Source organism: Wenyingzhuangia heitensis (genome assembly GCF_011762155.1).
GTDB classification, from domain to species: Bacteria; Bacteroidota; Bacteroidia; order Flavobacteriales; family Flavobacteriaceae; genus Wenyingzhuangia; species Wenyingzhuangia heitensis.
In genome coordinates this window covers 1,196,378-1,222,121 of record NZ_JAASQL010000001.1, presented here as the reverse complement: position 1 = coordinate 1,222,121, position 25,744 = coordinate 1,196,378, and the positions used below count along the sequence as shown (strand labels likewise).

The 25,744-nt window shown below is 31.7% G+C and carries 21 protein-coding genes; 15 read left to right on the top strand and 6 right to left on the bottom strand.

All coding sequences use genetic code 11. The features are described 5' to 3' along the window. The first annotated feature begins 211 nt into the window (after positions 1–211). Positions 212–5,518 (top strand): GEVED domain-containing protein, encoded by a 5,307-nt coding sequence (locus tag FHR24_RS05235; RefSeq protein ID WP_167184896.1) that lies wholly within the window; start codon positions 212–214, stop codon positions 5,516–5,518. A 62-nt stretch (positions 5,519–5,580) separates the two neighbouring features. On the opposite strand, the gene FHR24_RS05230 is transcribed toward FHR24_RS05235, so the two are convergent. Then, positions 5,581–7,212, bottom strand: coding sequence for an ABC-F family ATP-binding cassette domain-containing protein (locus FHR24_RS05230; RefSeq protein ID WP_167184893.1), 1,632 nt, complete (start codon positions 7,210–7,212; stop codon positions 5,581–5,583). A 604-nt stretch (positions 7,213–7,816) separates the two neighbouring features. After that, on the bottom strand, positions 7,817–9,205 hold the full coding sequence (locus FHR24_RS05225; protein WP_167184890.1) for an MFS transporter: 1,389 nt from the start codon (positions 9,203–9,205) through the stop codon (positions 7,817–7,819). A 264-nt stretch (positions 9,206–9,469) separates the two neighbouring features. Between FHR24_RS05225 and FHR24_RS05220 the strand changes: the two genes are divergently transcribed. The 6 genes from FHR24_RS05220 to FHR24_RS05195 all read left to right on the top strand — a co-directional run bounded on the left by FHR24_RS05220 (position 9,470) and on the right by FHR24_RS05195 (position 13,522). Further along, positions 9,470–10,108, top strand: a complete 639-nt coding sequence (locus FHR24_RS05220) for a nitroreductase family protein (RefSeq protein WP_167184888.1) — start codon at positions 9,470–9,472, stop codon at positions 10,106–10,108. Between the two features lie 38 nt (positions 10,109–10,146). After that, on the top strand, positions 10,147–10,587 hold the full coding sequence (locus FHR24_RS05215) for an outer membrane insertion C- signal (protein ID WP_167184885.1): 441 nt from the start codon (positions 10,147–10,149) through the stop codon (positions 10,585–10,587). A 9-nt stretch (positions 10,588–10,596) separates the two neighbouring features. Then, on the top strand, positions 10,597–11,052 hold the full coding sequence (smpB, locus tag FHR24_RS05210) for an SsrA-binding protein SmpB (protein WP_167184882.1): 456 nt from the start codon (positions 10,597–10,599) through the stop codon (positions 11,050–11,052). Next, positions 11,052–11,900 carry a geranylgeranylglycerol-phosphate geranylgeranyltransferase gene (locus FHR24_RS05205; RefSeq protein WP_167184879.1) on the top strand — a complete coding sequence of 283 codons (849 nt, stop codon included), beginning with the start codon at positions 11,052–11,054 and terminating at the stop codon, positions 11,898–11,900. The genes smpB and FHR24_RS05205 overlap by 1 nt, the downstream gene beginning before the upstream one ends. 10 nt (positions 11,901–11,910) lie before the next feature. Further along, positions 11,911–12,486, top strand: coding sequence for a Maf family nucleotide pyrophosphatase (locus tag FHR24_RS05200; RefSeq protein WP_167184876.1), 576 nt, complete (start codon positions 11,911–11,913; stop codon positions 12,484–12,486). A 64-nt stretch (positions 12,487–12,550) separates the two neighbouring features. Beyond that, positions 12,551–13,522: a transketolase family protein gene (locus tag FHR24_RS05195; protein ID WP_167184873.1), complete on the top strand. Its 972-nt coding sequence runs from the start codon at positions 12,551–12,553 to the stop codon at positions 13,520–13,522. Positions 13,523–13,596: 74 nt separating this feature from the next. On the opposite strand, the gene FHR24_RS05190 is transcribed toward FHR24_RS05195, so the two are convergent. Continuing rightward, positions 13,597–14,067 (bottom strand): Dps family protein, encoded by a 471-nt coding sequence (locus FHR24_RS05190; RefSeq protein ID WP_167184870.1) that lies wholly within the window; start codon positions 14,065–14,067, stop codon positions 13,597–13,599. A 116-nt stretch (positions 14,068–14,183) separates the two neighbouring features. Here FHR24_RS05190 and FHR24_RS05185 point away from each other — a divergent pair, with 116 nt between their 5' ends. Together FHR24_RS05185 and FHR24_RS05180 are read left to right on the top strand one after the other, a co-directional pair. Beyond that, positions 14,184–15,128, top strand: a complete 945-nt coding sequence (locus FHR24_RS05185) for a LysR substrate-binding domain-containing protein (protein WP_167184867.1) — start codon at positions 14,184–14,186, stop codon at positions 15,126–15,128. Positions 15,129–15,184: 56 nt separating this feature from the next. Beyond that, positions 15,185–16,960 (top strand): AMP-dependent synthetase/ligase, encoded by a 1,776-nt coding sequence (locus tag FHR24_RS05180; RefSeq protein ID WP_167184864.1) that lies wholly within the window; start codon positions 15,185–15,187, stop codon positions 16,958–16,960. Here the strand turns inward: FHR24_RS05180 and FHR24_RS05175 are convergent. Further along, a complete protein-coding gene (locus FHR24_RS05175) occupies positions 16,957–17,451 on the bottom strand; it encodes a metallophosphoesterase family protein (protein WP_167184861.1) in 495 nt (164 codons plus the stop codon). The two genes, FHR24_RS05180 and FHR24_RS05175, sit on opposite strands and share 4 nt — an antisense overlap. Before the next feature lie 170 nt (positions 17,452–17,621). Here FHR24_RS05175 and FHR24_RS05170 point away from each other — a divergent pair, with 170 nt between their 5' ends. Next, positions 17,622–18,236: a hypothetical protein gene (locus tag FHR24_RS05170; protein ID WP_167184857.1), complete on the top strand. Its 615-nt coding sequence runs from the start codon at positions 17,622–17,624 to the stop codon at positions 18,234–18,236. Here FHR24_RS05170 and FHR24_RS05165 read toward each other — a convergent pair. After that, positions 18,233–18,811 carry a Crp/Fnr family transcriptional regulator gene (locus FHR24_RS05165; RefSeq protein ID WP_167184854.1) on the bottom strand — a complete coding sequence of 193 codons (579 nt, stop codon included), beginning with the start codon at positions 18,809–18,811 and terminating at the stop codon, positions 18,233–18,235. The two genes, FHR24_RS05170 and FHR24_RS05165, sit on opposite strands and share 4 nt — an antisense overlap. 226 nt (positions 18,812–19,037) lie before the next feature. Between FHR24_RS05165 and truA the strand changes: the two genes are divergently transcribed. The 5 genes from truA (at position 19,038) to FHR24_RS05140 (ending at position 25,205) form a co-directional block, all read left to right on the top strand. Continuing rightward, complete coding sequence (gene truA, locus FHR24_RS05160; RefSeq protein WP_167184851.1) at positions 19,038–19,790, top strand: tRNA pseudouridine(38-40) synthase TruA; 753 nt, start codon at positions 19,038–19,040, stop codon at positions 19,788–19,790. Continuing rightward, positions 19,777–21,546: an ABC transporter ATP-binding protein gene (locus FHR24_RS05155; RefSeq protein WP_167184848.1), complete on the top strand. Its 1,770-nt coding sequence runs from the start codon at positions 19,777–19,779 to the stop codon at positions 21,544–21,546. The genes truA and FHR24_RS05155 overlap by 14 nt, the downstream gene beginning before the upstream one ends. A 3-nt stretch (positions 21,547–21,549) precedes the next feature. After that, the gene (locus FHR24_RS05150; RefSeq protein WP_167184845.1) at positions 21,550–21,930 is read left to right on the top strand and encodes a RidA family protein; all 381 of its coding nucleotides are present in this window, start codon (positions 21,550–21,552) and stop codon (positions 21,928–21,930) included. A 9-nt stretch (positions 21,931–21,939) separates the two neighbouring features. Beyond that, positions 21,940–24,210: a transglycosylase domain-containing protein gene (locus tag FHR24_RS05145; protein WP_167184842.1), complete on the top strand. Its 2,271-nt coding sequence runs from the start codon at positions 21,940–21,942 to the stop codon at positions 24,208–24,210. Between the two features lie 125 nt (positions 24,211–24,335). Continuing rightward, complete coding sequence (locus tag FHR24_RS05140) at positions 24,336–25,205, top strand: LamG domain-containing protein (RefSeq protein WP_167184839.1); 870 nt, start codon at positions 24,336–24,338, stop codon at positions 25,203–25,205. A gap of 96 nt (positions 25,206–25,301) precedes the next feature. Here the strand turns inward: FHR24_RS05140 and FHR24_RS05135 are convergent, their stop codons facing one another. Beyond that, entirely contained in the window at positions 25,302–25,664 is a 363-nt protein-coding gene (locus tag FHR24_RS05135) for a methylglyoxal synthase (RefSeq protein ID WP_167184837.1), read from the bottom strand. Positions 25,665–25,744: the final 80 nt, after the last annotated feature.

The window sequence follows — 25,744 nt, the reverse complement described above, 5'->3', positions numbered from 1 at the left end:
CATATTTATAAAATTAAATATGAGGGTTGCTATTTATCGAATTTTAACATTTGTTATGTAACAATAATTTATCTTTGCTTTGTCTATTTAAACCATAGATATAAAATTTCTATTTGTAATTTTGCAAAAAATTATTTGTAAAAAACCACAATAGAATAATTTACGTATATAATTTATTTTAAACTATTTAGATTAAAAAATTATTGATAATATGAAACAAAACTACTATATATTGTTACTTACAGTTCTTACATTCTGTATGTTTCAAAAAGGATATTCACAGACTTATACAGACCCTAGTCCCCCAAACGCCTATGGTATTTATCACATTACTAATCTTGAATTGGAGGATATTAATAATAGCTCTAATGGTACTACAGGGTCATATACATATTATAATCAATCTACTGACTTAAATCAAGGAGCTACTTATACAGGGTATGTAACCTATATAGCTGAATGGAATGAGTATTATGTAAAGGTTTGGGTTGACTATAACAATGACGGGGATTTTGAAGATAATCTTGAAGAAGTTTATTCCTACAAGAGTACTAATAACAATACAAACCCATATACCTCGTCTTTTACTTTTACTGTACCTAATGGAGCTACAATTGCCTCTTCTAGAATGAGAGTAGTAGTTTCTCATGCTTTACCAGGTGATAACAACCCAGATCCCGAAGTCGTTCCAACACCACAAGGAGTCGATGATTACAGAGCTGGTGAATATGAAGATTATAATATCAATATTACAAATCCCAATACTGCCCCCGTAGCTAATTGTCAAAACATAACTGTAAATTTAGACTCAGGTGGTAACGCAACCATTACTCCTAGTCAAATAAACAATAACTCTATAGATACAGAAGACGACAACAATAGCATACCTTTAAATTATAGTTTAAACAAAACAACTTTTAATTGTGATGACTTAGGGGCTAACACAGTAACACTAACAGTAACAGATAGTGCGGGACTAACAGATACATGTACTGCAACTGTTACTGTAAATACTTATAGCGGTGTTTACCAACCCCCAGTTTTAGAAGATGTTGAAGCATATTGTGAATATACTGCAATTGCCCCTGTAATGAATTACCAATGCGGAACCACAATAACAGGTACTACAAGCAATCCTACTTATTTTAATTCTGCTGGAGATTATGTGATTTTATGGGCATTTACCAATAATGGAGAAACTGTATATAGCAATCAAAATGTTAAAATAATCTCTCCTACTTTGCCTACCAACGTAACGTATTCTAATGCAACAACAGATTCTGCTACCATTAGCTGGAACTATTCAGGAACCGAGAATTACAAAGTAAGATATAGAATATCAGGAACAACCAATAATTGGGCAGAAAAAACAACTAGTAACAAAAGTATTACTCTAACAGGTTTAGACGACAACACCCTTTACGAGGTTCAAGTAAAAGTAAATCAAGATTGTACAGTTGACTATACTTCATCAATTACTTTTGAAACTGATGAAATTGTATTTTGTAACCCAGCTAACTATAATAACAACGTGCACTATATTACCAACGTTACATTAGGTGACATAGACAATACAACAGCACAAAGTGATTACGCTAATCAATACACATATTATGATACACAATCCACTACCTTAAGAGCAGGGAACACTTATACCTTAGTTTTAGGATATCACGTACCAGCCAATAATGAACATGTATTTAAGGTATGGATAGACTATAACAATGATGGACAATTCTCAGGAAGTAATGAAGAAATTGCCTCATACTCAGGAGATCAACCTGCTGAAGCATATAATAGAACCGTTACATTTACCGTTCCTAATAATGCTGTAGCCACCTCTACAAGAATGAGAGTATTAATAGCACGTAGTGATGCAGATCCTTGTTCTGATAAATATCAATCTGGAGAGATTGAAGATTATACAATTAACATCAAACCTCTTGCTACTGCTCCAACCGCTTCTTGTATCGGTTCATTAAATATCAATTTAGACGTATCTGGTAATGCAATAATTACACCTGCTCAAATAAACAACAACTCTTTTGATGATTATGACACTCCTGGAGATTTAACTTTATCTTTAGACACCACTACTTTTACATGTGATAATTTGGGACCTAACACAGTTACCTTAACCGTAACAGATTCTGATGGATTAACTGACACATGTACTACAACTGTAAATATAAGTGGATATGCTGGCTCTTTTGAGGCCCCAGTATTAAACGATATAAATGCATATTGCTCTTACACAGCAACCACACCTATCATGAACTATTCATGTAATCAAGAAATAACAGCTACAACATCAGACAACACTACATTCTACTATCCAGGTACTTACACCATTACTTGGTCATTTGACAACGGGGAAAGTATCGTTTCAAGCACACAAACAGTTAACATTACAATTCCGTCTGTTCCCACAAACATATCTATAACAAATGTGACTAAAACAACTGCTAAAATAGATTGGAACTCTGCAGACTCTGGTCCTTTTAAAATTAGATATAGGTATAATGGTACTGGGTCTTGGCTAGAAACAACTACCGAAAACACAAATGTAACCCTATCTAACTTAGACAATAATACAGAATATGAAGTGCAAGTTAGCACAGATGCTTCTTGTGCAACCTACTCTAGCTCTGTAACATTTACAACAGTTGCACTTATTTACTGTACTTCTGATGTTAACCTTAGTAACAGCTCTACCTACTATATTAGTAATGTAAATATTGGAGATATAAACCAAAACACTAATAGTTCTGTAGATTATTACACTCATTACGCTAACACTACGCTTACTATAGAGGCTGGCGGTACTTTATCTGGTTCTTTAACCTACAAAAGAAAGGCAGATGGTACAGATACAGGATGTATTATATGGATAGATTATAATAGTGATGGTGTTTTTGACAATACTACAGAACTTATCTTTAGTAAAACAATAACAAGTAGTTCTAGTACTACGGTTACAGAAACTTTCAGCAATGTACCTATTCCTACCAATGCGGCTACCGGTAAAAGTAGAATGCGTGTAGCAATGCTTCAAAACGAAAGTTTACCTACATCTGCTTGTGATTTTCTATATAGTAATGGTGAAATTGAAGATTATGATGTTTTTATAAACCCTAGAGATGTTGCTGATTTTGAATCTGCAATGATTACGCAAGTTTATCATAACTCAACTACAGAAAGATGGATAGAAATAACCAACAACAGTATCAATAAAATTAGCTCTAATACAATTATAGTAGCGCTATATAAAAACACAAGTGGAAATCAAACAGGAATAGCTCCTGCTGCAACCTATACAGTTAACAGAGCATTAAACACAGGACAATCTGTAATTATTAAAAGTAGTAACTCCGTATTAGGAAATATTAACGAAACACCTATTACAAATAACGATATTACAGATTTTAATAATGGGAACGATATTCTAATTATAACTAGTGAAACAGGAACCATTGCATGGGAGAATAGATTTGATGTAATTTCTGGAATGCTAGACAATACTTCTTACGTAAGAAATGACAACATAGCAACCTATAATTCCACTTATACCGCTAGTGAATGGACAAAGTTTGTAGATGATGCTTTAAACCCTTATCAGGTATTAGCTACTGGAGGTCCACAAAGGCATCCTAATGCACCTATAAGATCTGAAATTGACAATGCCAATGCAACAAGCAATATTAGATTAGGAGTTCATAATTTTGGATCAACTAGTAGAACTGGTAATGCATGGAGTAATGGGTTTCCAGACAAATCTAGAACCGTAACCATTAACGAAAACTACGAGTATTCAAGCTCTAATTTTACTGCAAAAACATTAACTGTTGAAACTGGTAATAAATTAACTATAGACAACAATGCTTTAATTATTACCAACAACTTAACCCTAAACTCAGGTGCTGAAATTAGGTTAAAAGGGAACTCTCAATTAATACAAACCCACACTAATGCGAAAAAAGTTAGTGGGTCCGGTAAAATGTATGTTGACCAAAATTCTACAACTGCAAGTGTATATAGATTTAATTATTTTTCATCACCGGTAACCAATTCTGGAGGAACAACCTACACAGTAAGCGGTGTTATGAAAGATGGTACAACACCAACATCTGCAGACTCTACCCCATTAAACATTAACTTTATTAATGAAGAAGATGGAAGTGCAACCACTCCTATAAGTATTGCTCAGGAATGGATCTACACCTATGCAAGTAACGAGGCTAACGTATCAAACTATGTAACTAAAGGGGCTAAGGGAACTATAAAACAAACAGATGGGTACACGTTTAAAGGTCCTGGTATTGTCCAAAACTACACCTTTGTTGGTGTTCCAAATGACGGTACATTAACAACTTCTGTTGGTGGTCAAGAAACCTATTTGGTAGGGAACCCTTACCCGTCAGCTATTAGCGTAAAAAAGTTTATTGAGGATAATATCAACTCTATTGATGGTACTTTATATTTTTGGGAACATGTTGGTGAAGACGAAACAGGTACTAACGGGCATTATTACGGTGGATACGTTGGAGGTTACGCAACTAGAACTATAGACTTAGGAGTTTCTGCAGATAATTATTCAGCAAACGATACTGGTGCTGATACTCCTCACGTAGGAGATGGATTATACAAAGAACCTAAACCCTATATCACTGTAGGTCAAGGATTTTTTGTGTCAGGTGACAGTAATGGTGGAACCATAACATTTAACAATAGCCAGAGAGAATATATTACAGAAGGAGCAAACTCTGTATTTTTCAGAACAAATTCTCAACAATATTTGTCTCAAACCAATACAGCTAGTGACAACGAAATTAGCAACAAGCCTATTATAAAACTAGGAATGGATTTTGAAAACGAAGAAAAAATAAAATTACACAGACAGATTGGAGTTTCTTTTGACAAAAACACAACTTTTGCTTATGAACCAGGATACGATGCTATATCTTACAACGAAGGTTCTACTGATATAAGCTGGAAATTTCCTAACGACAATAACAAATATGTGATTGCTGGTGTACCTAGTATTAATGAAAACCTAGAAGTTCCTATTCAATTAGAATTAGGATATACAGGTACCGTAACTATTGATATGGATGAATGGCAAAATGTGGATAGAGAAGTTTATTTATTAGACAAAGAGACTAACACAACACAAAGCCTAACTAACGGGAAAGCAGTTTTAAACTTAACACCACAAGTTTATACAGATAGATTTTCTTTAGTGTTTAAAGAAGCTGAAAACTTAAGTGTTACAGAGCAAGAAGGAAAATCTATTCTTATAACTAGCGACAATCATCAAATTAATATTAAAAACCAAAGTAGCTTAATTATAGAATCTGTTGAATTGTATAATTTGGTTGGACAAAAATTAGAAAATTGGAATGTTATTAACAATCCACAAGATATTAATCTAGCTACAGATAATATTCCTAGCAGTATTTATATACTTCAAATAAAAACGGATCAAGGAATACTTACTAGAAAGTTATTTCTTAAATAAATAATAAAGACATAAAAAAAGCTCCCAATTGGGAGCTTTTTTATTTTACATTGTAAAAGGATTTAAGAATTCATTTCTTTTAAATTCTCTACTTTATTTCTTTCTAAAAAAGCATCAATAGTTTCAAAATGCTCTACTACTCTTTGTTCTTTAAACTCGTACACTTTTTCTGACAATCCTTTTAAGAAATCTCTATCGTGAGAAACTAAAATTAAAGTTCCATCAAAGTTTTGTAATGCTTCTTTAATTACATCTTTTGATCGTAAATCTAAGTGGTTAGTAGGCTCATCTAATATTAAAACATTTACTGGTTCTAGTAAAAGTTTCACCATTGCCAAACGAGTTTTTTCTCCCCCAGATAACACTCCTACTTTTTTCTCAATATCATCACCTTTAAACATAAAAGCTCCTAAGATATTTTTTATTTGAGTTCTAATATCCCCCACAGCAACATTATCTACTGTTTCAAAAATAGAGATATCGTTATCTAATAACGAAGCTTCGTTTTGTGCAAAATATCCAACTTTTGCATTGTGACCTAATCCACAAGAACCCTCAAAATCTATTTGCCCCATAATTGCTTTAATCATGGTAGATTTCCCTTGTCCGTTTTGTCCCACAAAACTTACTTTTTCTCCTCTGGCAATAGCCATATTAGCCTCTTTAAAAATAACATGATCTCCGTAAGATTTACTCATATTTTCTACCTTAACAGGATAATCTCCCGAACGTGGTGAAGGTGGAAAACGCAATCTAAGTGACGAAGTATCTACTTCATCAACCTCTATAATTTCCATTTTTTCTAGCATTCGCTTTCTTGAAGCTACAGAAGATGCCTTAGAATAAGTTCCCTTAAAACGTTCTATATACAATTTGTTATCTGCAATTGTTTTTTGTTGCTCGTCATAAGCTTTTTGCTGATTGGCTCTACGTTCTTTACGCAGCTCTAAATAATGAGAATAATTTGCTTTGTAATCGTATACTTTCCCCATAGAAACCTCTAATGTTCTATTGGTAATATTATCTACAAAAGCTTTATCGTGAGAAATTACAATTACTGCTTTTGCTTTGTTTAATAAAAAATCTTCTAGCCAAATAACAGACTCAATATCTACGTGGTTGGTAGGTTCATCTAGCAATATTAAATCTGGCTTTTTTAATAAAATTTTAGCCAGTTCAATACGCATTCTCCAACCTCCACTAAATTCAGATGTAGGTCTAGTAAAATCTTGTTTAGTAAAACCTAACCCCTTTAAAGCAACCTCTACTTCTGCTTCATAATTAACATCTTCTAACGCATAAAATTTTTCTCCTAAATCTGAAACACGTTCAATAATTTTCATGTACTCATCAGACTCATAATCAGTTCTTATTTCTAATTGCTTGTTTAACGATTCCATTTCTGCTTTCATAGAAAAAACCTCATCAAAAGCTTTAGAAGCCTCTTGCAACACAGTACAATCATCATCCATTAGCAAATGCTGTGGCAAATAAGCAATCACCGTATCTTTAGGACAACGTATTGCACCACGAGTAGGAGTTTGCATTCCTGCTATAATTTTCATCATAGTAGACTTTCCTGCTCCATTTTTACCCATTAAGGCAATTTTATCATTTTCATTTATCACAAAAGAAACATCACTAAAAAGTGTATGTCCACTAAACTCTACTGCTAAATTATCTACAGAAATCATAAAAGTTTTTTTAAAAGCACAAAAATACAAAAAAAGGTTCCCTTAACAACCGTTTAGAGAACCTCAATTTTATACGTAAAACAATTTAAAAACTTGCCATAACTGACTAATGAAATGGCAAGTAATAACTAGAAACTATTAAAACTATCTCCTTACCCAAGAGATAAAATAATACATACTAAAAAAAGATTCTACAATTCGAAAGTACTTTCATATGTAGATAAAACTTATAAATGCCAATTCTAAAAATTATTTCAACCTAATAATACTATTAAAACATAATAGTACACTTACAATTAGCATAACAAACATCTTTTAAAAAACCTCCCAATTCTTATATTATGACTTTGTCAATTATTAGAAAACACTACGTTTTGCAGAACCTTTGAATATACGTAAACAAACTACGTATACTTAATCACAAAACTACGTAATAATTATATTCAAACCAAAGTTATAAACGTATTTTTTAAATTTATTTTAAAAACACAATTCACTGATTAACAGAAACAAAACAAACTTAATATACAGTATGATTTTATAACAAATCCCCTTAACAATTTATTATTAAGGGGAGTGATGGTTTTAAAAATACGTAATTAAATTATACCGTTTTAGCCTCTAAAACAACAGCTTTTTCATCTTCCTCTGAAAACTTAATGGTTAACGAAACGATTGCTGTTATAACAACTAATATTCCTATTATAAAATACCCACTAGCTACAGCCTCTGATGATGCTGCTGACTGGGCTGCTTTAATTATTTCTTCACTTGCTCCTGATGTACCTGCAATGGCCTCTTTTTCTGCTACTGCAGATTTTGATTTTAAAAGAATTGCTGCTAAAAAAGCACCTACATTTCCCCCTGCCCCTACAATTCCGCTAATAGAACCTATAGCTTTTTTATTGATAAACGGAACAACCGAAAACGTTGCTCCTTCTGCCATTTGAACTGACAAGCTGAAACAAATTAAAAATATAAATGCAACTATAAAATTATCTACTGTAGAAAATGTTGCTAACATTAACCCTTCTATAGTAAGTATAACTGTCAAAAACAATACACGGCCTTTAAGTCCTTTTAATTTTCCAAACTTATCTCCAAAAAAGCCTCCTAAAGTTCTTGCAAATATATTCATTAAAGCAAAAGACAAAACCAAGTTACCTGCAGTAACACGTTCTAACTGAAAGGTGTTTTGTAAATAATCATCCATTGTACCATATACCGTTAATTCCATTCCAAAACATGCGGCATATACTAAAAATAAGATCCAAACTCTGTAATCTTTAACAGCTGCACCAAACCCTGCTTCATCCTTTTTTAACTCAGGCATTTTACCAGAGGCCTTTAATTCTTTAAAATTTCCTTGAGGGGTATCTTGCGTACAATAGTAATATACAATCCCCATTAAGAAACAGACAACACCAGCAACAATCATAGAATACCTCCATGCTTCTGTTTCTGCAACACCAAAACTTATTACTGCTGCTGCAATTAAAGGCATTCCTAAACGGTTAGCCCCACCTCCTAAATTACCCCAACCAGCAGATGTTGCGTTGGCGGTTCCTACAATGTTTGGAGCAAACATAATAGAGGTATGAAATTGGGTAATAACAAAAGAGGCTCCAATAAAACCAATAAACAATCTACATATTAAAAACTGCAAAGGTGTTTGTACCAAACCTATACATATAACAGGAATAGAACCTACAGCAAGCAACCAGGTATAACACAATCTAGGCCCGTATTTATCACACAACTTACCTATTAATAATCGTGCAAAAACAGTACCTGTTACTGCTAAAATAATCGAATTCCATTTTTGATCTGGAGTTAATCCCAATTCTTTTACTACTTGAGGCATAAAAGGAACGATACCAAACCAAGAGAAAAAACACATAAAAAAAGCAATTGAAGTTATCCAAAATGTTTGAATAGGTTTACTCTTTAAATTGAATAATTCTAACTTTGTAGCTTTCTGTGAAGTTGACATATTTTTATCTTTTTAATTCAATTTTAAAACTACGTACATAACTACGTATTTATACGTGCAAAAATACGTGTATTTAACAAATAGAAACTATGTTTTTGATTTATTTTTAATCAAAAAATAAAATAAAAATCAAATCATGCTAAATGTCAAAAAAATAACTGCTTTTAAACCTATTAAAAACTGTAGTTTGGCAGTTTTATTGATTACTGTATAATTTCATAAAAAAACACATCCTATATCACATTAAAAAAATTGTTTTATACCATGAGCTTATTTAAAAACATCCTATTAAAACGCAGAACCTTAAAAATATTAAGCGACACTCCATTAGAGATAACGTTATCAGAAGAATTAAATAAAGATATTGAGGAAATGATCACTTTAGCCGGAAAAGCTCCTTTTCACTACCCAGCAAACGCTTCATCCTTAAAAAATCACACATTAAAATCTTTAGCTCCATGGAGGTTTTATATTTTAAATACTAAAGCCTGTAGAGATTTGGCTAAATATTATACAGATAATAATATAGAAGGTGGAAAAATTATACAAATGCTACATAGCGCTACCGCTTTGATACAAGCAACCTGGATTCCAGAACCTTCTGAAAACAAGGAACTAGAATTTAATCAAAAAAACATAGAACATATTGCTGCCACAAGTGCTGCTATTCAGAATTTATTATTGGCTGCCACAGAAAAAGAATTTGAAAATTATTGGTCTAGCGGGGGAACGTTAAGAAATGATGATTTTAAAAAACTTTTACACATTCCAACCTCAGAACAACTATTAGGTAGTATCTTTTTGTTTAAAGACATAAACACAGAAAACACAAAACAAGTAACAGGAGCATGGAGAAACAAACAGGGTGAAAATAAAGACTACTCAAGTTTTATAAATATATAGTATTCTTTGTATTTTTGCTTGACTAAAAAATTTAGGAAATGAAAAAAATAACCGCAATACTTCTATTTATTATAGCAACTACAGCTAGTGCACAAGAAATAGGAATTCGTTTGGGGAGTTTTGGAGACAATAGTGTAGCCATTGATGGTATTGTAAATTTTGAAGATCATACCCGATTACACGGAGATATTACTTTTGGAGAAGGTATTGGTGCTAATTTATTATATGATTTTAAAATAGATGACATAAAATTAGCAAATTTAAATTTTCAATATTATTTTGGAACTGGTTTGTCTACCTTTGTAGGAGATCCTTTTATACTAGGAGTTAACGGAGAAGCTGGTATTGAATATTTATTCAAAAAAGCCCCTATTACTCTAGGATTAGATTGGAGACCACAAGTAAACATAATCACCAAAACATCTTTAGAGATTCTTCAGTTTGGTTTTAATATTCGTTACAGAATTAACGAATTATAACAGCTATTTATGCAAAAGAGAATAAACATACAAAACAAAAGAGCTAGGTTTGAATATGAGATTCTAGACAAATATGTTGCTGGAATTGTATTGACAGGAACCGAAATTAAATCGATTAGATTAAGCAAAGCTAGAATTACAGATAGCTTTTGTGAATTTAACGATAATGGAGAGCTATTTGCCATTAATATGTTTATTGAAGAATACTTATATGGGAATGCATACAACCACAAGCCCAAAAGCTCTAGAAAGCTTTTATTAAACAAAAAAGAACTAAAAAAGCTAAACAAGGAAGTAAACAATGCTGGTTTAACTATTATTCCTTTAAAAATGTTTTTAACAGACAAAGGTTATGCTAAATTAGAAATTGGTCTTTGTAAGGGTAAAAAACTGTACGATAAAAGACAAACTATTAAAGACCGTGACAACAAAATTTCTTTAGATAGAATAAAGAAAAGTTACTAATGTGGGTAGGTTTTCAATTAATCAGGATTAAAAACTTATTACTAATAAGCATTAGTCAAGTTTTTATTGTTTGCTTATTGTACTCCTACGCTCAATTATCTTTTACTGTATTTCTTTATATTATATGCACTTTTTGTTTGGCTGCAGCTGGTAATATTATTAATGATTATTTTGACATTACCACAGATCAAATAAACAAACCCAACAAACAAATTGTAAGTAAAATAATTTCTGCTAAAAACTCCTTTTTACTTTATATTGTTTTTAATACACTTGGTTTATTATTTGGAACATTTGCATGTTATTATTTACAAAATATTGCATTATTTTGTTATGGTATTTTTTCAATTTTACTATTATACATCTATAGTAAAAAAGCAAAAGGGATTCCTTTTCTTGGCAATTTTTTAATTGCAAGTTTAACCGGATTTTCAATTCTCTTTTTTTTATTGATTATACCAAGCAACAAATACCAAACACAAACCATATATGCTCTATCTTATTTTGCTTTTATCTTAAATTTAATAAGAGAAGTAGTAAAAGATATAGAAGATGTAAAAGGCGATAAAAAAGCAAAATTAAACACATTACCTATCGCAATAGGAACCAAATATACAGTCTTACTTTGCAAATTCCTTATGGGAATTACGTTTAGCTCTTTACTTATTGTTTTATATTTATCTAACTCTATTTATTTAAAAATATTCATTTCCTTTTTCTTAATCATTCCCCTTGCCTACTGCTATCAACAGCTTAAATTTCCCTATAAAAAAAATCAAATTTCTAAAATTAGTAGAATTCTTAAATTAATTATAGCTTGTGGAATTTTAGCAGTATTTTTTACATAAACAAAACTATATGCTTACAGATATATTAAACAAATACAAAATTATATTAGGATCTAAATCCCCTAGAAGACAACAGTTTTTAAAAGAATTAAACATCCCTTTTGAGGTTAAATTTATTGATAGTCAAGAAATTTACCCTCATCATTTTAAAGCAGAACAAATTACAGAGTTTTTAGCAGAGTTTAAATCTAATGCTATACAACTAAAAGATAATGAGCTGTTAATAACAGCAGACACCATAGTGTGGTCTAACAACAAAGCTTTAGAAAAACCCAAAGACAAAGCAGAAGCTGTTAAAATGTTAGAGGAACTTTCTAACAACAATCATCAAGTAATTACCTCTATTTGTTTGGCTACCACAAAAAAAACAAAAATAATTACAGACAAAACTCAAGTCTATTTTAGCAAATTATCAAAAGACGAAATTAATTTTTACGTAAACAACTACAAACCTTTTGATAAAGCAGGAAGTTACGGAATTCAAGAGTGGATAGGATTGATAGGAGTTGCTAAAATTGAGGGGAGTTATGCCAATGTAGTAGGACTACCTGTACAGAAGTTATATAAGGAACTTAAAAACTTCTAGTTTTATATACTTTCAACCATATAAAATTATTACTTTTGCCCACAATTAATGTTAGAACTGTAAAATGAAAAAATACACTTACACAGAAAAAAAAGATACCCGTTCAGGTTTTGGTGCTGGATTAGCGCATTTAGGAAGAACAAATCCTAATGTTGTTGCCCTATGTGCTGATTTAATTGGTTCATTAAAAATGAATGAATTTATTAAAGAAAACCCTGAAAGATTTTTCCAAATTGGTATTGCAGAAGCTAACATGATGGGAATTGCTGCTGGTTTAACTATTGGTGGAAAAATTCCTTTTACAGGAACTTTTGCTGGTTTCTCTACAGGTCGTGTATACGATCAAATTAGACAATCTATTGCTTATTCTGATAAGAATGTAAAAATATGTGCTTCTCACGCAGGATTAACCTTAGGAGAAGATGGAGCAACTCACCAAATTTTAGAAGATTTAGGTTTGATGAAAATGTTACCTGGTATGACCGTAATTAACACTTGTGATTACAACCAAACAGAAGCAGCTACTGTTGCTATTGCAGAGTATGAAGGTCCTGTATATTTACGTTTTGGTAGACCAGTAGTGCCTATTTACATGCCTAAGTTTACAGACACAGAACACGAAAATAAATTTGTGATAGGTAAAGGTATTCAAATGACAGAGGGAACTGACGTAACAATTGTTGCTACAGGTCACTTAGTTTGGGAAGCTTTACAAGCATCAGAACAATTAGAAGAATTAGGAATTTCTGCTGAAGTAATTAACATACATACAATTAAACCTTTAGACGAAGAGTTAATTTTAAAATCTGTTGGTAAAACAGGATGTGTTGTTACCGCTGAAGAACATAACTTTTTAGGAGGTTTAGGAGAAAGTGTTGCTAGAACATTAGCTTTAAACAACCCTGCTCCACAAGAATTTGTGGCAACCAACGATACTTTTGGAGAATCTGGAACTCCTGCTCAATTAATGGACAAGTACGGATTAAACGCTGCTGCCATAGTTGCTGCTGCTCAAAAAGCAATTAAAAGAACCTAGTTCTTAAAAACATACAATTAAAAAAGGCTTCTGAAATTCAGAAGCCTTTTTTATTTATGTAAAACTATGTCTTATTATCCTAACCAAGAGTTTAACATCCATAGTGTTTTTTCTTGCTCGCTAATAAAGTCACTCATCATAGAGTTAGTTCCTTCATCATCTACATCATCCGATAGATTTAAAATTTCTCTTTCTAACTCTAACAATTGATTATATCCTGCTACTACTAATTTTACAGCCTCTACATCATTAGATATATTTTTTCCAACTTCAATTTTAGAAACCTCTAAATAATCAGTAAATGTATGTAATGGCACACCAGCTAATGTTAAAATTCTTTCTGCAATCTCATCTATTTTAAGTTGAGAATCCACATAATACTCTTCAAATTTCACATGCAATTGAAAAAAGTTTTTCCCTTTGATATTCCAATGCAAACCTCTTAAATTTTGATAATGTATTTGATAATTTGCCAATAGTTCATTTAATTTCTCTGCAACTTTAACCGAATTAGCATTGTCTACTCCTACTACTGTATTTTTCATGTTATTGATTTTTAAATCCATTATAAAGATATCTAGAATTTATAACACATCTCAATAACTATAATTGATTAATTTAATATCTTTATAGATAGTATTGATACTAAAAAAAATTAACAATGACAATCACCCAATTAAAGTACGTTTTAGCAGTTGCTGAACACAAAAATTTTACCACAGCATCTGAGTATTGTTTTGTTACTCAGCCAACATTAAGTATGCAAATACACAAGCTAGAAGAACAACTTGGGGTACAAATATTTAACAGAAATAAAAAACCCATAGAATTAACTGAAGTTGGTAAAAAAATTGTAGCTCAATCCAAAACAATTGTAAACGAAAGCAATCGTATTAACGATATTGTAGAACAAGAAAAAGGATATATTGGTGGAGAGTTTAAACTAGGAATTATCCCCACTATTATGCCTAGTTTACTTCCCTTGTTTTTAAAAAACTTTAATAAAAGATATCCAAAAGTAGAGTTGGTTATTTACGAATTAACCACGGCAGAAATTGTTCAAAAATTATCTGACGGCCATTTGGATGCTGCCATAGCTGCCACTCCACTAAATAACGATGCTATTATTGAAGCTCCCATTTATTACGAACCTTTTATTGGATTGGTAAATAAAAATCATAGATTGTATGAACAAAAATTTTTACACCCTAATGACTTAAATATTGAAGATTTGCTATTGTTAGAAGATGGGCATTGTTTTAAAGAAAGTGTCTTAAATATTTGTAGCACATTAGGACATAAAAACAAAAAGAAATTCGCTTTGCAAAGCGGTAGTTTTGATACTTTAATAAAACTTACTAAAGAAGGATTAGGGATGACATTGTTACCCTATTTGCATTCTTTAGATTTAAAAGAAGAGGATAAAAAATTAATTCGTGAATTTGAACAACCTCATCCTGCAAGAGAAGTGAGTCTTATTTATCATAAATCAGGATTAAAACTACAAATCATCAACGCTTTAAAAGATGAAATTTCAGGAATTTTACGTGGTGTAATTGCTTTTAGTAATGTAGATATTATCAGTCCTTTAAAATTAAAGAAATAACGTTGCTAAAAAACTAAAATAAAATCACTAATTTAATAGATACCAAAATTATTTGTATGCAATCAGTTACTAGAATATTTGATTTCCCTCTTTATCAATTAGAAAATCAACCCTTAGAAAAGGCTTTTAACACTAAATATAAAGGAAAATGGGTTTCTACATCTACACAAGAATATATAAAAAAATATACTCTTGTGTCTAAAGGTTTGTTAGAGCTTGGTATAAAAAAGGATGATAAAATAGCAATTATATCGACCACCAACAGAACAGAATGGAATATTTTAGATATCGCTATATTACAAACAGGAGCTCAAAATGTACCTGTATACCCTACTATATCTGCCAAAGATTATGAATATATTTTAAATCATTCAGGAGCTATTTACTGTTTTGTTTCTGATCAAGAAGTTTTAGACAAAATAAACGCTATTAAAGCCAATACTAAATTACAAGAGGTTTATAGTTTTGACGAAATTGATACCGTTAAAAACTGGAAAGAACTTTTAAGTATTGGAGAAAAAGCAACCAATGATGAACAACTAGAAAATATTAAAAAAAGTATTAAAAGTACTGACTTAGCAACCATTATATACACCTCTGGAACCACAGGAAGACCTAAGGGAGTAATGCTAAGTCACAACAACCTAATATCCAATACCATAGACAGCTCTGACAGACTACCAAAGTCTAACATAGGTACCAAAGCTCTGAGTTTTTTACCAGTTTGCCATGTTTTTGAACGTATGATTTTATACCTATACCAGCGTAACAGTATTCAAATCTACTTTGCAGAATCTATGGATACTATTAGCGATAATCTAAAAGAAATTAAACCTAATATTATTACTGGAGTACCTAGGTTATTTGAAAAAATTTACGATAAGATTTATGCCAAAGGAGGTGAACTAACAGGTCTTAAAAAAGCTTTGTTTTACTGGGCAATAAACATAGCTTTAAAACACGAACCTTATACAAACGAAAGTTGGTTCTTTACTTTACAATTAAAAATTGCACAAAAATTAATTTTAAATAAATGGAAAGAAGCTTTAGGAGGTAATTTAGATTTTATGGTATCGGGGAGTGCTGCTTTGCAACCTAGAATAGCTAGAGTTTTTGCAGCTGCCAAAATGCCTATTTTAGAAGGATATGGGCTTACCGAGACTTCTCCTGTAATTGCTGTAAACGAAATTATAAACAAAGAGTTTAAGGCTGGCACAGTAGGAAAACCTATAAAAAATGTAGAAATTAAAATTGCCGAAGACGGAGAAATATTAGTAAAAGGACCTAACGTAATGATGGGGTATTATAAAGATCCTGAAAAAACCAAAGAGGTAATGATTGGTGATTATTTTTGCACAGGAGATATTGGAGAAATAGATGCTGATGGATTTTTAAAAATAACCGATCGTAAAAAAGAAATTTTTAAAACCTCTGGAGGTAAATATATTGTTCCTAATTTATTAGAGAGTGAACTAAAATTATCTCGCTTTATAGATCAAATAATGGTAATTGGTGAAGGCGAGAAAATGCCTGCTGCTCTAATACAAATAAACTTTGACTACGTTAGAGACTGGTGTGCTATTAAAGGAATCCCAAATATAAAAACACACAAAGATTTGGTAAATTGTCCACAAGTAATAGACAGAATACAACAAGAAATTACACTCTGTAACACCAAATTTGGAAAATGGGAACAAATAAAAAGATTTGAACTTACTCCTGATGAATGGAGTATAAATGGAGGTCATTTAACACCTACTATGAAAGTAAAACGAAAAATTATCTTAGAGATTTACAAAGATTTATATGATAAAATATATAGAAATAATTAAGCTCTTTTTCCTAGTTCTACTACTTCTAGATTAGAAACCTCTCCTTTAATAATTTGGAACCTTAGCATAGTTCTTACTTGATGAAAACCATGCTTACCCACTGCACCAGGATTCATATGTAGTAAACTCAACTTATGGTCATATTGTACTTTTAAAATATGTGAATGCCCACTAATAAATAATTTTGGTGGGTTTTCTTTTATCTGCATTTTAATTCTAACATTGTACTTATTAGGATATCCTCCAATATGAGTCATCCAAACATCTAAGCCCGCAACCGTAAACCTGTTGTCTAAAGGAAACTCTGCCCTTGCCTCCGTCCCGTCAATATTGCCATATACAGCCCTTAAAGGTTTTAATTCTTTAATTTTATCGGTAACTGCAATGGATCCAATATCTCCCACATGCCAAACCTCATCGGCTTGTTGTACATATTTTAAAACAGCTTCATCTATATAACTATGGGTATCAGAAAGTAATAATATTTTCATAGTACAAAAATCGATAATTTTCCTGTATTTAACACTTGTATCGCACTCTAATAACTAGAAAAATAAGTTTTTAATACTATAACCCCAGTGTTTTTATTTCTTGACGATAGTCAATGAACAAGTTTTAGTAAGAACATAAATTTGTCATATAAAATCATCTAACTATAAATATGAAAACTACTTTATTAATTACAGTACTGCTAACTTTTGCATTAGTTAAAGCTCAAAACAAAAACTCTACAAAAAATACATTGCCGCATATAGAGGCTCCAATTAAATACAAACACAGTATAGGATCCTCTTTTTTTATGTTGGGTAATTTATTAGAAGACTCTCCTAATTACTACTTGCTAACCTATGGAAATAGATTGACCAAAAAAGATAGAATTTTTATAGAGTTTAATACTTGGAAATATTCGGAACCCTTAGGAACTTATGGAAATTCCAAAGAATTTTACCCTGGCTACGTAAGAGCTTTGGGAATTGGTTTTGGATACCAACGTTTTATTTGGAAAGGAGCATTTACCACTGTACAAGCAACTCCTTTTGTAAAACAATATTACAATAGTGATAACGATCAAATTCAAAAAGGATTTCAATTATACCTTCAATTAGCAGCAGGTTATCGTTTAGAGTTTTTTAACAAACGTTGGTATTTAGAACCTGCATTGGCTTTAAAATACTGGCCTATAGACACGAATTATCCTACAGATTTTTCAGCTATAGAAAATGGTGCTCCAAAGCATATTTTTGAACCGAGTCTTAACTTCGGATTCAATTTTTAATCACTCATAGAAACTCTTTTTCGAATTCTACTAAGTGTTTCAGGCTTTACCCCAAGATAACTTGCTAATTGGTATTGAGGTACTCTGTTTATTAAATCGGGTCTATTTTTTAATAAATTCAAGTAACGTTCTTTTGGGGTGGCTTTTTTAAACGTTAAAAATTCTTCTTGACTTGCTCCTAGCATTTTTTCCATTTCTACTCTACATACTTCTCCAAAACGAGGAAATTTTTTATACAAAGCATTTTCTTTTTCAGCATTCATAACAGCAACAATTGTATCTTCTGTACAAGCAAAGCAATATTTTGAGGGTTTGCTATTTGCCATACTATCAAAATTAACAGCAGACTGAAACTCTGTATAAAAACCAGAGGTAACCTCTTCTCCATCTTCAATAGAATATTCCCTCACACATCCTTTAATAACCAAAAAAGCATCTTTTGCTACCTGTCCTTCTTTTAACAAAAAAATATCTTTAGCAAATGTTTTAATAGGAAAAGCCTCTTTAATTCCTTGTTTTTCATCATCCGTAAGATTAATAAAATTTGACATTAATTCTACCAAAGTATTTTCCATAATTTTTCTTTAATTTTTATATCATTAAAACTAGTTACAACCCTCCCAAAACAAACTAATAAAAATATTTAGTCTGTTTTAAAGCTAAATATAATGTATTTATCTATTTTAAAATCTACATAAATTTCCTAACAATTCTCTTTAAAACCTACATCAACATCAACCACATATTGTGTTGATTGTAATCTCTTAATTCAATACCTTTATATTCTAAAAAAACGAGCAATTGAGGTACTTTGCAGAACTTTCTTATTTAGGGAAAAATTACCACGGATGGCAAATTCAACCCAATGCAATTAGTGTGCAAGAAGTGGTACAAAAAACACTAACTACCATTTTAAGAACCCCTACAGAAGTAGTGGCTGCAGGTAGAACAGATGCAGGTGTTCATGCCTCTCAAATGTTTATTCATTTTGATATTGATTTAGATTTAGTTTCAGAAGTTTATTGTTACAAAATCAATTCTTTATTGCCAGATGATATTGTGTTTCATCAATTATTTAAAGTACACAAAGATGCACACACCCGTTTTGATGCAACCAAAAGAAGTTACGAGTACAAAATATTGTTAGGAAAAAGTCCTTTTACGACGGATATTGAGTGGCAAATCAATAAAAAATTAAATATTGATGCGATGAACAAATCGGCAAGTTATTTGCTAGACTATACTGATTTTAAATGTTTTTCTAGATCTAAAACAGATGTAAGAACATACAACTGCGACATTTACAAAGCAGAATGGATTTTAAATGGAAACCAATTGGTTTTTCACATTTCTGCAGATCGTTTTTTGCGTAACATGGTTAGAGCTATTGTAGGTACTTTATTTAATGTAGGCTTAGGAAAAATAAACTCCGAAGAAATTAAAACAATTATAGAAAGTAAAAACAGAACAAATGCTGGAGCTTCGGCACCTGCACACGGACTTTTTTTAACCGAAATAACATACCCAGACACTATAAAAAATGGCATCAAATAAAAAAACAAACGTATTCGACCTTTCTGTCTTTAGTCGTATTATGAGCTATGCCTCAGCGTACAAATCTTTATTTATTTTTTCTGGAATCTCTTCTGTTCTATTAGCAGGAATAGGTGCTTTACGACCTTATTTAATTATTAATGCCATAGATAATTATGTGTACACCAAAACAGAAGAAGGTTTTTTAACTCTTGTTATTATTATTTTGGCAGCCTTAATTGCCGAAGTTTTCTTTCAACTTATCTTTATCTATCTAGCCAATTTATTGGGGCAAAATGTAATTAAAGATATTAGAACCAAATTGTTTAAACATGTACTCTCTTTTAACATGGCTTATTTCAACAATTCATCGGTAGGTAAAATGGTAACTAGAGTGGTTTCTGATGTTGAAACCATAGCTCAGTTTTTTAGCCAAGGTTTGTTTATGATTGTAAACGACATTCTAAAAATGATTTTTGTCGCTATAATGATGCTTTACATTAACTGGAAATTGGCCTTAATTGCCTTTGTTGTTTTGCCCATTTTAATTTATGCTACCAAAATTTTTCAAAAAGCAATTAAAACCGCTTTTCAAGAAGTTAGAGTTCAAGTAGCTAACCTAAATGGTTTTGTACAAGAAAGAGTTACAGGAATGAAAATTGTTCAACTCTTTAATAGAGAAAGAATTGAACATGATAAATTTCAAGAAATCAATAAAAAACATAGATCTGCTCACATAAAAACAGTTTGGTATTTTTCTATTTTTTATCCTGTTGCCGAAGTTTTATCCTCTATAGCGATTGGTTTATTAGTTTGGTTTGGGGGTAAAGAATTAGCCATTGACGGAAATGTGACTCAAGGAGAAATTGTAGGTTTTATTATGATGACAGAAATGTTATTTAGACCCCTAAGACAAATTGCCGATAAGTTTACAACTTTACAAATGGGAATGGTTGCCGGAGACAGAGTCTTTGAAATTATGGATACCCAAAGCCATATAGACACACAAGGAACCCACCAGCCTAAAGCCATAAAAGGAGCCATTAGTTTTAAAAATGTAGTTTTTAGTTATATTAAAAACGAACCTATTTTAAATGGTGTTTCTTTTGAAGTAAAACAAGGAGAAACCGTAGCTATTGTTGGTGCTACAGGAGCAGGAAAATCTACCATTATCAATTTAATCAATCGTTTTTATGATGTAGATAGTGGTTCTATTAAAGTAGACGGAACTTCTGTAAAGGAATACGATTTAAACTTTTTGAGAAATGAAATTGCCATTGTGCTACAAGATGTATTTTTGTTTTCAGACAGTATTTACAATAATATTGGTTTACAAAAAGAAGAAATTTCTATGGATGAGATAAAAGATGCTGCTTCTCAAATAGGTATTTCTAAGTTTATTGAAAGTTTGCCTGGTGGTTTTGAATACAATGTTAAAGAACGTGGTATTATGCTTTCTTCTGGACAAAGACAGTTGATTGCCTTTTTAAGAGCCTATGTATCTAACCCAAGTATTTTAATTTTAGACGAAGCTACTTCCTCTATAGATTCACATTCAGAACAAATGATTCAGTTTGCTATTGATAAAATTACCGAAGGAAGAACGAGTATTGTTATTGCACACAGGTTAGCAACCATAAAAAATGCCGATAAAATTATTGTATTAGACAAAGGGAATATTGTTGAACAAGGTACACATCAGGAATTGATACACATTGCAGATGGGTATTACAAAAACTTACACGACAAACAATTTTCGAATCAACAAATAGCTTAATTTATGAAAAAGATTTACCAAACAACCAATGCACCTGCTCCTTTAGGGCCTTACAACCAAGCCATTTCTGTAAACGGAATTTTATATGCTTCTGGACAAATAGCTATCAATCCAAAAACGGGTGATGTTGTGACCAACAATATTGTTGATGAAACTCATCAGGTAATGAAAAACATTCATGCCATTTTGTTAGAAGCTGGTGCTACTTTTGAAAACGTAATTAAAGCCTCTATCTTTATAACAAATATGGATGATTTTGCAGAAATCAATAAAGTATACGCCAGTTATTTTAACGAAGATACGGCTCCTGCTCGCGAATGTGTACAAGTAGCCAAGCTACCTAAAAATGTAAACATCGAAATTTCTATCATTGCTCATTTATAAAACTAACACATGATCCGTTGGCTTTTTCGTTTTCTATTTAAACTTGGTATTCTTGGAGTTGTATTACTTGGCTTGTTTATTGGACTGGTCTACATAGGAGGTTTTGGCCCTATTGCCAACAAAAAAGAATTAACAGAAATAAAACAAGCACAAGCCAGTGTAGTTTATAGTAGCGATGCTAAAATTATTGGGAAATTCTTTTTAACCAATAGAACCAATGTTACCTACAATCAACTTCCCAAACATTTAATCAATGCTTTAATAGCTACAGAAGACAGTCGTTTTTATCAGCACAAAGGAATTGATAAAACAGCTTTGCTTAGAGTTATTGTAAAAACAATTATTCTAGGAAATCAATCTGCAGGTGGCGGTAGTACCATATCACAACAATTGGCTAAAAACATCTTTAAAAGAAAAGATTTTTCTGTGCTTTCTATGCCGGTCAACAAAACCAAAGAAGCCATTTTAGCCAACAGATTAGAAAACATTTACTCTAAAAGCGAAATTTTAACATTGTATTTTAACACCGTTCCTTTTGGTGAAAATGTATACGGAATAGAATCTGCCGCTCAACGTTATTTTTCTGTTTCTACAGATAAACTTTCTTTAGAGCAATCTGCTATTTTGGTAGGAATGTTAAAAGCAAATTCATACTACAACCCTAACAAGCATCCAGAAAATGCATTGCGTAGAAGAAATGTTGTTTTACATCAGATGTTAAAAGCTGATTTTATTTCTGAAGAAGAATATGACACCTCTAGCAGAAAAGACATCAGTACGGCTTATACCAACATTATCAACCACAATCCTAACGGTTATTTTTTATACCATGTAAAAAACAAAGCCACAGAATTGCTTAACAACACTCTAAAAGAAGACGGAACTGCTTGGAATGTAGAAAAAGATGGATTGATAATAGAAACCACACTGCATGCGGAATTGCAAACGCAAGCTTTAAAGGCTAGAGAAGAGCATTTAAAAAAGCTGCAAAAATCAATGGATTCTTATTGGAACATTTTAAAACACAAAAAAGAGATTCAGCAATTAATACAGTCAGAATGGCATCAAACTAAAGAATACAAAACGTTAAAAAACAAAGGAATTTCGGAGAACGATTTAAAATTACGTTCTAAAGAAAAACGATTAACCGCTGTGTTTGATTGGGAAGAGAAAGAGCACAAATATTCTGCTTTAGACTCTATTAGTCATTATTTAAAAATGATCAACGCTGCAATTTATGGAGTAAGTCCTAAAACTGGAGCTATTCAAATATATGTAGGAGGAAATAATTTTGAATATTTACCTTATAATTTAATCACCAGTGAACATCAATCTGCTTCTACCTTTAAACCCATTGTATATGCGGCTGCTTTAGAAAAAGGAAACAAACCTTGTGATTGGATTAACAACGAAGAAAAAACATATACAGATTACGATAACTGGAAACCACAAAATTACGATCATACCAACGGTGGGTATTACAGTATGGTAGGTGCTTTGGCTAAAAGTGTAAACATTCCTACGGTAGCTACTTATTTTGATGTGGGACATAGCAAATTGCAAGAAACCGCAAATGCTTTAGGGTTAGACAAAGAGTTGAATCCAAACCCATCTACAGCTTTAGGAACCAACAGTTTTTCTTTGCAAAAAATGGTGCATGCTTATGTTCCTTTTGCTACCAGATCTAACAATGTAGAGCCTTATTATATTAGTACTATAAAAGATCATCAGGGTAACATTATCTACCAACACAAAGCAACAAACAAAAAGCAAGAACCTGTTTTAAGTCATAAAACTTTAGAAACCATGCAATATTTGTTAAAAGGTGTGGTAGACAACGGAACTGCTATTCGATTAAAAACAAGTTATACTACCCACGGAGATTGGGCAGGAAAAACAGGAACTTCTCAAGACTATAGCGATTCTTGGTTTATTGGTTTTAATGCAGATATTGTTATTGGTGCTTGGGTGGGATGCAAATATCCTAGCATACATTTACCTTCTAGAATTGGAGGAGGTTCAGTTGCAGCCTTGCCTATCGTCGGTAAAATAGCAAGTCACAAATACATAGACAAAAAAGTAAACAGAACCTTAGCTGCTAAATTCCCTAAGTTTGATGACGATATTATAAAAGACTGTGATTGTGAGTTTTACAGAGAAGAAAACACCATAGAGAAATTCTTTGACATTTTTGATAAAAACGAAAAAACCAAAAAGAAAAAAGGAAACTTTTTTACTCGTTTGTTTGGAAGAAAAAAAGACAAAGACAGTATTGAATAGTTTAGATATCAACAATTACTGTACACATCCTATATTCATCATTTATAATACTTTATAAAACATTTAACCCCTGCTTTAAAATGTATCTCTCTTATTTTAGTCTTATAACTTTTTTAAGAACTAACATGAAGCACTTTAAAACAACTTTTCTTATTTGTTTGCTAATTACGCTAAACAATTTTGCTCAAAAAACTCCTTATTTTACCAACGGACAAGACCCAAAACCTACTGAAAAAAAATGGGTAAAGGTTAAAAATATGTCTGATGAATTTAAAGGTTCCAAATTAAATCATAAAAAATGGCAAGACAACCCTATTGGAAATGATTGGAATTGGGACGGTCGTGCACCTGCATTATTTAGAGCAGAAAATGTAGTGGTTAAAGACGGTAAAATGAATGTAACCGTTAGCAAGCTAGACAAAGTAGTTCGTAAAAAAGGAAAAACATTTACACACCAAGGAGCTATTGTAAGATCTTTATATCCTGGTAAAGTAGGATGGTATTTTGAAACAAAAATGAAAGCCAACGCAACAGTTATGTCTTCTACTTTTTGGTTAATGTCTAAATACGACTGTGAGAAAAAAGAAGAATTAGACATACAAGAATGTGTGGGTAGATTGACCGAAAAAACACACTCATGGGCTAAAAACTGGGATGGTATTTTCCATTCTAATGCAATTCACAGAAAAACAAACTGTCACCCTAAAAGTGAAAGAGATCAAAAAATGGTCTACACACCTACAAAAAATCATGAACGTTTTTATGTATACGGAGCATGGTGGAAAAGTCCTACAGAAATTTTATGTTTTTTAGACGGTGAATATAAATACACCCTAAACCCAACTGTAGAATGGGACATGCCTGCTTTTTTACAAATGGCTATAGAAACGTATGATTGGAATCCTTTACCAGACGATGGTGGATTGGTAGAAAGTGGTACCTGGGAACAAAGAACAACGCAGTATGATTGGGTTAGAACTTGGAAACTGAAATAAATATATTCTAATTTTATATTCAAAAAATTAAAACGCTAAAACTAAAAGACTACCTAAATCAATTAGGCAGTCTTTTTATCTTTTATAAACACTTTATTATACAGACTTTATTAACAATGTAGCTGTTGCTGGGTTTGTTGCCAAAGGCACATTGTACACATCACACAAACGCATTAACATAAAAATATCTGGTTCGTGTGGGTGCTTTTCTAAAGGATCTCTAAAAAAAATAACCATTCCTGTTTTTCCTTCTGCCACTCTTGCTGCAATTTGAGCATCTCCTCCTAAAGGCCCCGATAAAAATCTATGAACCGTTAATCCAGCAGCCTCAACTTTAGAGCCTGTTGTTCCTGTAGATATTAAGCTAATTCCTTTGGCTTGTAATAAATCTTTGTGTTCCATTAAAAACTGAACCATATCTGCTTTTTTTCCATCGTGAGCAATAATTGCTATCTCCATATCTATATTTTTATCTATGCAATATATTAAATTCTTGTCTAAATATATTTCTAAAAAAACTTCAATTTCTTAAGTTCTAA

Bases quoted from the DNA above. Each gene is read 5' to 3' on its own strand.
- FHR24_RS05235 (WP_167184896.1), top strand. From the start codon at position 212: ATGAAACAAAACTACTATATATTGTTACTTACAGTTCTTACATTCTGT.
- FHR24_RS05230 (WP_167184893.1), bottom strand. From the start codon at position 7,212: ATGATTTCTGTAGATAATTTAGCAGTAGAGTTTAGTGGACATACACTT.
- FHR24_RS05225 (WP_167184890.1), bottom strand. From the start codon at position 9,205: ATGTCAACTTCACAGAAAGCTACAAAGTTAGAATTATTCAATTTAAAG.
- FHR24_RS05220 (WP_167184888.1), top strand. From the start codon at position 9,470: ATGAGCTTATTTAAAAACATCCTATTAAAACGCAGAACCTTAAAAATA.
- FHR24_RS05215 (WP_167184885.1), top strand. From the start codon at position 10,147: ATGAAAAAAATAACCGCAATACTTCTATTTATTATAGCAACTACAGCT.
- smpB (WP_167184882.1), top strand. From the start codon at position 10,597: ATGCAAAAGAGAATAAACATACAAAACAAAAGAGCTAGGTTTGAATAT.
- FHR24_RS05205 (WP_167184879.1), top strand. From the start codon at position 11,052: ATGTGGGTAGGTTTTCAATTAATCAGGATTAAAAACTTATTACTAATA.
- FHR24_RS05200 (WP_167184876.1), top strand. From the start codon at position 11,911: ATGCTTACAGATATATTAAACAAATACAAAATTATATTAGGATCTAAA.
- FHR24_RS05195 (WP_167184873.1), top strand. From the start codon at position 12,551: ATGAAAAAATACACTTACACAGAAAAAAAAGATACCCGTTCAGGTTTT.
- FHR24_RS05190 (WP_167184870.1), bottom strand. From the start codon at position 14,067: ATGAAAAATACAGTAGTAGGAGTAGACAATGCTAATTCGGTTAAAGTT.
- FHR24_RS05185 (WP_167184867.1), top strand. From the start codon at position 14,184: ATGACAATCACCCAATTAAAGTACGTTTTAGCAGTTGCTGAACACAAA.
- FHR24_RS05180 (WP_167184864.1), top strand. From the start codon at position 15,185: ATGCAATCAGTTACTAGAATATTTGATTTCCCTCTTTATCAATTAGAA.
- FHR24_RS05175 (WP_167184861.1), bottom strand. From the start codon at position 17,451: ATGAAAATATTATTACTTTCTGATACCCATAGTTATATAGATGAAGCT.
- FHR24_RS05170 (WP_167184857.1), top strand. From the start codon at position 17,622: ATGAAAACTACTTTATTAATTACAGTACTGCTAACTTTTGCATTAGTT.
- FHR24_RS05165 (WP_167184854.1), bottom strand. From the start codon at position 18,811: ATGGAAAATACTTTGGTAGAATTAATGTCAAATTTTATTAATCTTACG.
- FHR24_RS05155 (WP_167184848.1), top strand. From the start codon at position 19,777: ATGGCATCAAATAAAAAAACAAACGTATTCGACCTTTCTGTCTTTAGT.
- FHR24_RS05150 (WP_167184845.1), top strand. From the start codon at position 21,550: ATGAAAAAGATTTACCAAACAACCAATGCACCTGCTCCTTTAGGGCCT.
- FHR24_RS05145 (WP_167184842.1), top strand. From the start codon at position 21,940: ATGATCCGTTGGCTTTTTCGTTTTCTATTTAAACTTGGTATTCTTGGA.
- FHR24_RS05140 (WP_167184839.1), top strand. From the start codon at position 24,336: ATGAAGCACTTTAAAACAACTTTTCTTATTTGTTTGCTAATTACGCTA.
- FHR24_RS05135 (WP_167184837.1), bottom strand. From the start codon at position 25,664: ATGGAGATAGCAATTATTGCTCACGATGGAAAAAAAGCAGATATGGTT.